The 9738-nt window shown below is 66.6% G+C and carries 11 protein-coding genes; 4 read left to right on the forward strand and 7 right to left on the reverse strand.

The genetic code is table 11. The features are described 5' to 3' along the window. Window position 1: 1 nt before the first annotated feature. Window positions 2-517 carry a hypothetical protein gene (locus tag QM638_RS00585; protein WP_415139984.1) on the reverse strand — a complete coding sequence of 172 codons (516 nt, stop codon included), beginning with the start codon at window positions 515-517 and terminating at the stop codon, window positions 2-4. Window positions 518-737: 220 nt separating this feature from the next. On the opposite strand from QM638_RS00585, the gene QM638_RS00590 reads away from it, so the two are divergent. Beyond that, a complete protein-coding gene (locus QM638_RS00590; protein ID WP_415139985.1) occupies window positions 738-1178 on the forward strand; it encodes a hypothetical protein in 441 nt (146 codons plus the stop codon). A 64-nt stretch (window positions 1179-1242) separates the two neighbouring features. On the opposite strand, the gene QM638_RS00595 is transcribed toward QM638_RS00590, so the two are convergent. The 4 genes from QM638_RS00595 to QM638_RS00610 all read right to left on the reverse strand — a co-directional run bounded on the left by QM638_RS00595 (window position 1243) and on the right by QM638_RS00610 (window position 3608). Then, entirely contained in the window at window positions 1243-1389 is a 147-nt protein-coding gene (locus QM638_RS00595) for a hypothetical protein (protein WP_415139986.1), read from the reverse strand. 3 nt (window positions 1390-1392) lie between these two features. Continuing rightward, on the reverse strand, window positions 1393-1962 hold the full coding sequence (locus QM638_RS00600) for a hypothetical protein (RefSeq protein ID WP_415139987.1): 570 nt from the start codon (window positions 1960-1962) through the stop codon (window positions 1393-1395). A 56-nt stretch (window positions 1963-2018) separates the two neighbouring features. Continuing rightward, window positions 2019-2537, reverse strand: a complete 519-nt coding sequence (locus tag QM638_RS00605; RefSeq protein WP_415139988.1) for a hypothetical protein — start codon at window positions 2535-2537, stop codon at window positions 2019-2021. A 147-nt stretch (window positions 2538-2684) separates the two neighbouring features. Next, complete coding sequence (locus QM638_RS00610; RefSeq protein ID WP_415140033.1) at window positions 2685-3608, reverse strand: metallophosphoesterase family protein; 924 nt, start codon at window positions 3606-3608, stop codon at window positions 2685-2687. A 247-nt stretch (window positions 3609-3855) separates the two neighbouring features. Here QM638_RS00610 and QM638_RS00615 point away from each other — a divergent pair, with 247 nt between their 5' ends. Beyond that, window positions 3856-4314: an SRPBCC family protein gene (locus QM638_RS00615; protein ID WP_415139989.1), complete on the forward strand. Its 459-nt coding sequence runs from the start codon at window positions 3856-3858 to the stop codon at window positions 4312-4314. Window positions 4315-4604: 290 nt separating this feature from the next. Further along, on the forward strand, window positions 4605-5768 hold the full coding sequence (locus QM638_RS00620) for an NAD(P)/FAD-dependent oxidoreductase (RefSeq protein WP_415139990.1): 1164 nt from the start codon (window positions 4605-4607) through the stop codon (window positions 5766-5768). A gap of 231 nt (window positions 5769-5999) precedes the next feature. Here QM638_RS00620 and QM638_RS00625 read toward each other — a convergent pair whose 3' ends face one another. Next, window positions 6000-6803, reverse strand: coding sequence for an inositol monophosphatase family protein (locus QM638_RS00625; protein ID WP_415139991.1), 804 nt, complete (start codon window positions 6801-6803; stop codon window positions 6000-6002). Between the two features lie 120 nt (window positions 6804-6923). Between QM638_RS00625 and QM638_RS00630 the strand changes: the two genes are divergently transcribed. Further along, entirely contained in the window at window positions 6924-7433 is a 510-nt protein-coding gene (locus tag QM638_RS00630) for a GNAT family N-acetyltransferase (protein WP_415139992.1), read from the forward strand. A 37-nt stretch (window positions 7434-7470) separates the two neighbouring features. On the opposite strand, the gene mraY is transcribed toward QM638_RS00630, so the two are convergent. Continuing rightward, window positions 7471-8553, reverse strand: a complete 1083-nt coding sequence (mraY, locus tag QM638_RS00635; protein WP_415140034.1) for a phospho-N-acetylmuramoyl-pentapeptide-transferase — start codon at window positions 8551-8553, stop codon at window positions 7471-7473. Window positions 8554-9738 lie beyond the last annotated feature (1185 nt).

Consider the following 9738-nt stretch of genomic DNA (forward strand, 5'->3'; position numbering starts at 1 on the left):
CTCAGCAGTTCTTGTCCAGGTACGTGCTGACCACCGCCGGGGTGTCCAGGGCGTCGCTGCTCTGCTTCTCCAACGCCTCCCACCGGGTCTTCTTGGCGTCGTCGGTGCGCAGGTCCGAGATCGTCTCGTCGCCGAACGCCCGAAGCGCCTTGATGAAGGACTCCATCCCGGGGTACTGGTCCTCGATCGCGGATTGGACGTTGGTGGGCATGCCGTCGGGGTAGCCGAGGGACCGGAGATCCTGCAATGTCTTGTCCAACTCGTCGGCAACCTCGGTGGCGGTCATGTCGTTCGACATCTCCGGCTCGCTGGTGTACGCCGTGCACCACGCGGTGACCGAGGGTGCCGAGGCGGTGGTCGTCGGCGTGGAGGTCGTGTCGTCGGCCGTGCTGCTGGCCGGGGCAGAGGACGTGGCACCGGTGTCGCCAGTCGAGTCGGCCGAGTCATCCGATGAACCACAGCCGACCAGGGAGAAGGTAGCGATGGCGGCGATCGCCGCGAGTCCGAGCTTGCGCATGTGCGCGCCTCTCGGTGGTGGCAGGGTCCGGGAGCGAACCCCTCCGATCGGCGTGCCCGGGAACGCGAAGGCAAGAACATGACCCATGTCACAGTCGCGAGGTCACCGTCGGCTCGGGTCGCACCGCGAGCTCGGCGCCGTACCCAGGTGGGGCACAGGCTCCTGCCAGTCTGGTCGGACGGATGCACAGCTTGAGGGCACATCGTTGACGGTTCCTCCGATGTCCTCGACCGAAAGCGACACTGTGCTCCGTACCGGGCTCGCCCTGACCGCGGTCCTCGCCACCACGCTGCTGACCGCCGGCTGCGGAAGCCAGTCCGACTCGGCCTCCTCGGCCAGCGCGTCCGCCTCGGCGTCGAGCGGCAGCAGCGCACCGACCGACGCGAAGACAAGTGACTTCTGCTCCGCGCTGACCAGCACCACGGTGAAGAACGGCAAGGACGTCGCCAAGGTCGCCGCCGCGATGGAGAAGACCGGTACGCCGTCGGACATCTCCGCCAAGCAGCGCCTGGGCTTCGAGGCCTATCTCTCGGTGCTCGAGTCGATCGACGAGAGCACGACCAAGAAACAGCTCAATGCGATGACCGACCTGGGACTCAGCACGAAGCAGGAGAAGCAGGTGCGGGCGTTCCTGGTCTACGCGAGCTCCGCCTGCAGCTGACCGGGACTGAGCGCCCCCTCGGCGAACCCTCGACCGGTCGCCGGGTCGCACCCGCACGGGCCGTTCACCGGTAGTCGGCGACCAGGCGGTGGGCGCTGCCGTCCATGGCCTGCTGGTGGATCGCGGAGGCGACGGCCGGAGCCGCGAACGAGGGCGAGAGCACCGCGACCTTGTCCCCGGGCCGCGCCTTCGGCACCGAGACGAACTCCATGGGCTAGGGCCTCTCGGCAGCGAGCCATGCGTCGAACGACCGCACGAACTGGCCGTGGCTGGCCACCATCGCGACCGGGTCGCCGGGGACTCGTAGGACGTGGTCGCCGGCGACCAGCAGACGTTCTCCGGGAAGCGCGTCGAACACGGCGCGGCGGAAGTACGGGTCTTCGGAGCCGATGACCGAGAGCTGTCTGCCGGGATAGGTCAGGAGGACCTCGGCGACGTCCGGCTCACCCAGGAGCGGCGTGAGCCAGACTGCGTCGTAGTCGCGCTCCGCGGCGCGCGCGGCCGCCAGGGTGCCCAGCGACTTGGCGACGATCAGCACCGATCCGTCGTAGCCGTCGACGGCGGCGTCGAGTTGATCGCACACCCAGGACGTCTCCTCGGAGATGTCACGGCGATCGCGCGCTGGGGGCTCCCACCAGACCTGACGGACCTCCCAGCCTCGCATCGACGCCACCTCGGTGGCGAAGAACAGGAGCGGTCGATCGGCGGTGTATTGCCGCCCCGGGAGGACGACGCAGCGGCCGACCGGTGCTCCCTCGGCGGGATAGTCGACGTACCGGCTCATGACGACACCCTCGTCGTCCCGCTGCCAGGCGTCAACGACATTCGCGGCCGCGAGAGTCAGTCGGCCGCTTCGGTCGGACGGGTCGCGTCGCCCGGGCGTCCCGTCGATGGGACGAAGTAGCCCACCACGGTCACTCCATCGGCTGCGTAGATGGTGATGCGCGTCCCGGCGTTGGCCGATTGTCGGGCCAGCGCCTCGGCTGGCGTTCTCGGCTGGGGCCGGTCGGCGTCGTCGATGTCGTCGCTGTAGACATAGCCGACGTCGGCGTCCCCTTCCGCGCCGGGGATGTACATCGCGACGAGATCCGGCCAGGTGCTGGCCGGCTCGGCCATCCCGTGATCGGGGATCGCGCCGTAGGTCTGGCCACGTGCGTTCACGCCGAAGTGCGGTGTTTGGGGGACCTCGTCGCTGGTCATCGGAGCGTTGAGCGAACCAGCTGCGGCGGCACCGGCCCGCGCCGTGGCGTCGGTGGCCGTTCCTGCCCGAGAGTTGCTTCGTGCCACGCCGATACCGTCGGCGCCGGCCGCCACCACGACTGCGACCGCAACCGCTGCGAGCACCACCCGTGCCTTCATCACTGCCTCCTCGAGCGGGCGACGATCCTCCGACCTGATCATCTGCAGGTCGACGACACCGTCCGTCAGTCGGTCCGACGCGCCGCCCGGGCTGGAGGTTGCCGAGCGGAGAGGGGGACAGGCGGCGGGATCGACCTGCCGAAGGGATCACGAGGGTGAAGAAGCTCCCGCTCGTCGATCACGACTGTGTTCTGGTGGATACCCCTCCGTGGTGTCTGCGCCGCTCTCGGCGTCGTAGAGGTAGACCTGCTCACCTGCGCGTTGATCGCGGGCGATGAGGAGGTGGAAGGTCGGGGCGGCGCCGTCGTCGGGCAGTTCGACCACCGTGGCGCCGGCGCCCAGCACACCGCGAACGAGGTGCGGTGGCGCGGATGTGTCGATGCGAGTGACGACGCCGGGGGTCACCCAGACAGGGATGCCCGTCAGGTAGCCACTGAGTTGGAAGTGCAAGTGGCCGGTGAGGATTGCGCGGACGTCGCTTCCTCGCACCCTCTCCTCGAGGTCCCCGATGTTCTGAAGGACGACCTTGGCCACCTGCGGGATCGAAGCCGGGTGAATCGGTGGATGGTGAAAGGCGAGAACCGTGCCGTGAGGCGCCGGCGACGCCAGGATCCGCGAGAGGTGTGCCAACTGATCCTTCTCGAGGAGGCCCCATGTGGAGCCAGGAACCAGACTGTCCAATGTGATGACACGGAGACCGCCGACGTAGCTCTCCGCAGCACAGAACTCGGTGTCAGGGTCGATCAACGCACCGCGATCACGTCCGTCGGGACTCAGGTGTCCGCTGCCGAGTACCTCCCGGAAGGAGTCTCGGGTGTCGTGATTTCCGGTGCTGTAGAGGTGCGGGATGCCCCGGTCGGCGGCGAAGGCGCCGACCCGTTCGAGAACTGCCTTGCAACCAGAAGCTGACCCGTCGTCGGCGATGTCCCCGCTGACGACGACGGCGTCGAGGCCGGGCACGTGACGTGCGTCGAACAGGATGCGCTCAACGGCCGCGATGGCGTCGACGCCGTCCATGTCCCTACCTGTTGTGGACACGTGCGTGTCGGAGAGGTGGAGAATCCGCGTCATGGCACTCCTGAGGTGGCTGCGCAAGCACCCAGGCGGTCGATGCCCCGCTTTCCACTCCCCGGTGGTGGCCCACCCACGCCAGTCGTCTCCGGCAACCGTAAGGTCGTCGGCGCCTCGGTGGCAACGCAGCATGGGACAGCGGACCGTGGAACGCGGTGCCGGGTGTCGTTCTACGTCGTCCTGCCCCGGGCGTAGGTGACTCTCCGCGGCAGGAGACGTAGGTGCGAAAGAGTGGTTGCATGGCCCCATGACCGATGACGAGTCAGGTCCGCGCATCGTCAGCGCCAGTCGCGAGATCGCGGCCGGAGCCGCCGAGATCTTCGAGCTGATCGCCGAGCCGACCGAGCAGCCCCGCTGGGACGGCAATGACAACCTGTCGCAGGGGCGTCCCGGCGAGCGAGTCCGGTCGGTCGGCGATGTCTTCACGATGACGATCACGAACGGGAACGTTCGGGAGAACCATGTGGTCGAGTTCGCCGAGGGCAGGTGCATCGCGTGGAGGCCGGCCGAACCGGGTCAGGAGCCGCCCGGGCACCTGTGGCGATGGGAGCTGGAGCCGGTCGGCGCGTCGAGGACGCGGGTCACCCATACGTACGACTGGACGCAGCTCTCCGATGACCAGCGGATTCCCCGGGCGAAGGCGACGACGTCTGCCAAGCTCCAGGCATCGATCGATCGGCTGGCATCGATCGCGGAGGATCGCTGACCGTCGCGGCTGGGCCGACCGCTCATCGGGAGGTCACCCGGCGCCAGGTACGTGACACACCACCGGTGCGGCTGATCGAACAACCCGATCAAACAGGAACAGGCCAGGGTGCTGTCGAGGCTCGCCGACGTCTCCGGCGTGGCTCAGTCGATGACGGAGGCGCTCACAGCGACGGCGACCAACCCCGGCAGGCCCGGCCTGGACCGCGGTAGCGAGCACGGCAAAGGTACTTGTCGGTTTGGGTAGCAGCCGACAGGATCTCAATCAGTGCGCACAGGAAGGCAGAGTCGATGAAGGTTGCTGTCATCGGCGGAGGCGTTGTCGGCACGGCCCTCGCACATCGCCTGAGTGAGTACGCCGCCGACGTGCTGCTCTTCGAGTCCGGTGATCTTGGACAGGGCGCCAGCGGTGTTAGCTTCGCGTGGGTCAACGCCAGTTCCAAGGACCCGGGTCCCTACTTCGATCTCTGTCGGAGAGGAATGGCGGCGCATCGCGCGCTAGCCAAGGACCTCGGAAACGGAACGTGGCTTCACCAGGCCGGACATCTGCTGTGGTCCGACAACGAGGAGCGGACGCCGATGCTACAAGCACGCGTGCATGAACTCCGTGCCGCGGGCTATCAAATCGAGATGCGTCCCGCCCGCGTCATCGCCGAGGCACTCGAACCCGGCGTCACTTTTCCCAGCCCCGACCACCCCGTTGTCTATGCCCCGGAGGAGTCGTGGATCGACGTTCCTGACCTGATTCAGCATCTGACCAGGCGGGCTGCCACGCTCGGCGCGGAGATCCATCTGCGATCGCATGTCGACCGGATCGAGACGGCAGACGGCACGGTCGTGGGCGTCGGATGCGCAGATGGCCGACAGTGGCACGTCGACGCCGTCGTCAATGCCGCAGGTGCCTCTGCGGGACGAGTGGGCGCACTGGTGGGGCAGCCGTTGCCGATGCAATACAGTCCAGGTCTCGTGGTGCGCCTGCGCGCTCCCGGCAGGCTGGTGCACACCGCCATGCACACGCCCAAGGTCGAGATCCGTCCGGATAGTCAGGGACGTATCCTGCTGCACAGCAGGAGGGTCGATGCTCTACTGGAGTCCCTTGACGTCGACGATAACGCTCAGGCCGTCGACATGCTGATGAAGTTGGCGGTCGAGGTCGTTCCGGCCCTTCGAGGCAGCGACACACAGGAGGCTCGGATCGTGTGTCGGCCCATCCCGCTAGACGGTCTGCCCAGCCTGGGACGGTTGCACGAACTCGGTGGCTACTACGAAGCTGTCACACACAGCGGAGTGACCCTGGCACCGGCCATAGCCGACCTGCTCAGCGCAGCGATCATCAGATCCGAGTCACGACCAGAGCTCACCACCTTCAGTCCCGACCGATTTGACCGCACGCAGATTCCGGCCGACACGGGGGCGCGAACTGACCGCGGCTCAGCTGGCGCGTGGAACAACTGAGAGGGCTGCCAGTCACCGGTCACATGGTCTCGTACGGAGCGCTGGGTGCGTCAGAACTGTTGAGACAGGCGACCGGATTGGTGGCGCTGTGGTCATATCCTCCCACCACCCAATTGCCGGGTGGCTCAGATCCGATCGACGTGACTATCACCGAGCCGATCGAAGTGCGGCACGAGCCGGCCGAGTGACGCTGGGGGAGCGGGCCTTGGTGTTCCGGAGGGGCCGGGCTCCTCATGAGTTCGAGCGCACTGCTCGAAGATGCGGCTCCACCAGTTCGAGCATCCGGTCATGGGTGTCCTGGTCGGCCGAGATGATCAGGCCTCGACCGGTGTGGAGCGGATTCCCGTCGAGATCGCTGATGACGCAGCCCGAGGCGTCACAAAGTGCGATGCCCGCGGCGAAGTGAACGTTGTCCCGGAACCGACCGTCCGATACGTACGCCGCTCGACGTCCGGCTGCGACCCATGCGACACCCAACGTGGAGGAGATGACCCGCGGACCGTAGGCCGTCCGCAGCCGGGCGTCGCCCACGAGTTGGCCGCCGACGAACGGTCGGTCCAGTGGTCCGTCACAGTTGATGTCGACCAGACCGGAGTGGGAGGTCGGGGTCAGAGCCTGATCTTGCGCCCCTCGACGACAGTAGGCCCGCGTGCCGTCGGACCAGAAGAGCTCCTCCGAAACCGGATCTGCGGCCGCTGCCGCCAAGGCAGCGCCCGCAGAGACCAGGGCGACGTTGACCACGACAAGCGGTGTGGTGGCGGCGAAGTTCAGCGTCCCGCAGAGCGGGTCCACAAGCCAGCGCCGAGCGGCGCTGCGGACGCCCGACTCGCCGGACTCTTCTCCGGTCCGTGCATCGTCGGGACGGTGTCGGGCCAGGACCTCGAGGATCGCCGCCTCGGCGTCGATGTCCGTCTGGGTGGCGAAGTCGGTGGCCGACTTGGCAAACCGCATCTGCGGGCCGCCGTACGAGCGTGCCACCACGTCGGCTCCTGCCCGGGCGGCGGCGATCGCAACCTCGGCGTCACTCAAGGCCATAGCCTGACGATAGCGACCGCGGCTGTCGTGTGCCGGCGGGAGTAGGGCTTCGACAAGCGTTCCGGGCTCCCGAACATCGGGGAGAGGCTGACCACCAGAGACAGTGAGATTGAGGCAGACATGAGCGACACTTCGGTCCCCAGGGACACGCTGCGGGTCACGACGTGCGACACCGACGAGACGCTCGCAGCGGCCAGCGGCTTGTTCAACCGGTACCGGCACCACTACGGCGAGCCGTCAGACGGGGACCAACGCACCCTCGGCTGGCTCACCGACATGGTCGAGTCGAACATGCTCACGGTCTATACAGCGTCCGTTGACTCGCTGGCTGAGGCACCTCCCATCGGCCTGGCGACCGGCCACGCTGTCCCCGCGTCTTTGGTCATGGGACGGTTCTGGCTGCTCCGTGACCTTTACGTCCTACCCGGGTTCCGTCGCCAAGGAGCGGCAACCGCTCTGGTCGGCGCCGTCCGCCAGGCAGCGCGTGCAGCAGGCGCGACACGGCTGTCCCTCGTGACTGAACCGGACAACCAAACCGCGCTCGGCCTCTATCGGAGACTCGGATTCAGGCCTGTCGAAGGTCTGGCATCGCTCAGCCTCGACCTCGCTCCCCAAGCGATCAGGGAATAGGGCGGGTCCCACGCCGGGCGTCATGGCCCTTGGAGGCTCAGGCCAGCCAGGAGGCATAGAAGACTCCGAGCCCGCCCGCGACGCAGATCCCCGCAATGGTCCAGAAGCGGATGACGACGGTGACCTCGTCCCACCCCAGGTGCTCGAAGTGATGGTGGATGGGAGCGATCCGGAATAGGCGACGCCCGGTGCCCGTGAGACGTCTCGTCAGCTTGAAATAGCTCATCTGCAGAACCACCGACATCGTTTCGAGGACGAAGAGTCCAGCGATGACCGCCATCAGGAACTCGGTACGGGACATGATGGCCAGTCCGGCCAGGGCGCCACCGATGGCGAGGGAGCCGACATCACCCATGATGATCCGCGCGGGCTTGGCGTTCCACCAGAGGAAGCCGACACAGGCCGCAGCGATGGCGGCCGCAAAGACCGCGAGGTCGAGAGGGTCGCGCACCTGGTAGCACTGCGACTCCACCACGGTGGGCCGCGAGGAGCCGCACATCTGGTTGTTCTGCCAGACGTTCACGGTGGTGTAGGCGCCGAAGATGATCGCCGAGGCCCCAGCGAGCAGGCCGTCCGCGCCATCAGCGAGGTTGGCGCCGTTGGAGGTCGCGGTGACGATGAACCAGATCACCAGCAAGACCACGACCAGGGGCAGCTTGACCCAGTCGTGGGTGGTGGAGATGTAGTGCGACGCCGGCCTGACACCTCGCTCGTCGGCGAAGAAGTGCGTGGCCAGGATTCCGAAGGCGAGCGCGACCAGCGTCTGGCCAATCATCTTGGCTCGGCTGCTCAGGCCCTGATTGTTCTGGGTGTAGACCTTGATGAAATCGTCGAGGAACCCCACGACCCCACAACCGAGGAACAGCAACATCAGAAGCCAGGCGCTGGCACTCGGCCACCTGCCGGTGAGGATCGTCGCCGCCAGGTACGCCGCCGTGGCGCTCAGGAGAATCACGAGACCGCCCATGGTCGGCGTACCCCGCTTGACGTGATGTGTCGTCGGACCGTCCTCCCTGATCGGCTGGCCGAAGCCGCGACGGGTGAACCATCCGATGGCGACGTGGGTTCCCACCAGCGCGCAGATCACACCCAGCCCGCCACTCAGGAGCAACGCGCGCATGAAGTACAGCCCCTCCCGGCATTCGGATCGTCGATCCCATCGCAGCAAGAGGGAGTCGTCTGACGGCAATTCTGGGGAAGGAGGAGGGGCCAGCCGGCCAAGGCGCACCGGTTGGGGGAGATCGGATTGAGGGCGTACGCGGGGCTGCTTCCCTCGCGGGGTGGTATGCGAGACCTCGGAACCCCGTCGAGTTCGCCAAACGAGAGGGGGTGGAACAAGCATGGGAGAACAGGCGACGGGATTACCGACGTGATGGGGTGGGTCCGACGGTCTGCTCGACCTGGTGCCGGCGTCCAGGAGCGCGTCCGTGACTTCTTGGGCGTGACAGTGGAGTATCCCGAGAGTCGGCGAACGTTCGCGGATAGCAGGGGAGTTATGTCGCCCTGGTTGGCGGTCGCGTCGAACACGTGTGCATCCTTCGCAGCCCGCTCGTCGCGGCGCACTTCGATCATGACCGCTTGCCGTCTGACATTCCGCCGACGTAGTCGGGCGTGTGCCTACGCGATCCACACGACGGAGGCCGGCAGCATCACGGCGAAACGGCTGGGCGCCGACGTCACGACCTCAGGGGCAAAGTTCAGGAGCATCGGGCGGTCACGTTCAAGCGCCAACTCGCCTGAACGTGGACCTGCACGCCCAGATCGCGACGAGCGACCGCCAGAGTCGCCTTGTACGAGACGGATCTCGAACGTGTCAGGTTCAGTGAGGCTGCCACGACTCAACCGAGACAGGACAGGGGACCGGGTGGTCACTGCTGGAGGACACCAACATGATTAGAAGTTGACATAATGTCGCTTATCGGCGATCAAGTACGACGAGTCGAAACAGATGAGAGAACTCGTCTCTGGCCGTGATGAGGCATCTATGCAGGCCAGGCGCCGTGTGGCGCGTCGTATTAGGTGCGTACGGCGCGAGCGGTGTGGGGCAACAGCCCAGGTCAGCGGCGTTGTCTCTCGTTTAGTGAGAGAAACCCGCGTATAGTTCGCTCATGGAGATCGTGCCAGGACGGATCCCGGACATGCTGCTCAGGCAGGAAATCGGGCTGCTCCGTGCTGACCAGCGAGTCTTCGAGGCCATGGTCGATGGCTGGCGCTCGCAGCTGTTGGCGCGTGGACTGTCGACGCAGTACATCAAGGCGTCGTGCCGCGTTGTGGAGCGATTCCAGGAGCACGCCAACGAGTACCC

The organism is Nocardioides sp., from assembly GCF_047606145.1.
Lineage (GTDB): Bacteria > Actinomycetota > Actinomycetes > Propionibacteriales > Nocardioidaceae > Nocardioides.

Bases quoted from the DNA above. Each gene is read 5' to 3' on its own strand.
- QM638_RS00630 (WP_415139992.1), top strand. From the start codon at position 6,924: ATGAGCGACACTTCGGTCCCCAGGGACACGCTGCGGGTCACGACGTGC.
- QM638_RS00620 (WP_415139990.1), top strand. From the start codon at position 4,605: ATGAAGGTTGCTGTCATCGGCGGAGGCGTTGTCGGCACGGCCCTCGCA.
- QM638_RS00600 (WP_415139987.1), bottom strand. From the start codon at position 1,962: ATGAGCCGGTACGTCGACTATCCCGCCGAGGGAGCACCGGTCGGCCGC.
- QM638_RS00605 (WP_415139988.1), bottom strand. From the start codon at position 2,537: ATGAAGGCACGGGTGGTGCTCGCAGCGGTTGCGGTCGCAGTCGTGGTG.
- QM638_RS00585 (WP_415139984.1), bottom strand. From the start codon at position 517: ATGCGCAAGCTCGGACTCGCGGCGATCGCCGCCATCGCTACCTTCTCC.
- mraY (WP_415140034.1), bottom strand. From the start codon at position 8,553: ATGCGCGCGTTGCTCCTGAGTGGCGGGCTGGGTGTGATCTGCGCGCTG.
- QM638_RS00615 (WP_415139989.1), top strand. From the start codon at position 3,856: ATGACCGATGACGAGTCAGGTCCGCGCATCGTCAGCGCCAGTCGCGAG.
- QM638_RS00590 (WP_415139985.1), top strand. From the start codon at position 738: ATGTCCTCGACCGAAAGCGACACTGTGCTCCGTACCGGGCTCGCCCTG.
- QM638_RS00610 (WP_415140033.1), bottom strand. From the start codon at position 3,608: ATGACGCGGATTCTCCACCTCTCCGACACGCACGTGTCCACAACAGGT.
- QM638_RS00625 (WP_415139991.1), bottom strand. From the start codon at position 6,803: ATGGCCTTGAGTGACGCCGAGGTTGCGATCGCCGCCGCCCGGGCAGGA.
- QM638_RS00595 (WP_415139986.1), bottom strand. From the start codon at position 1,389: ATGGAGTTCGTCTCGGTGCCGAAGGCGCGGCCCGGGGACAAGGTCGCG.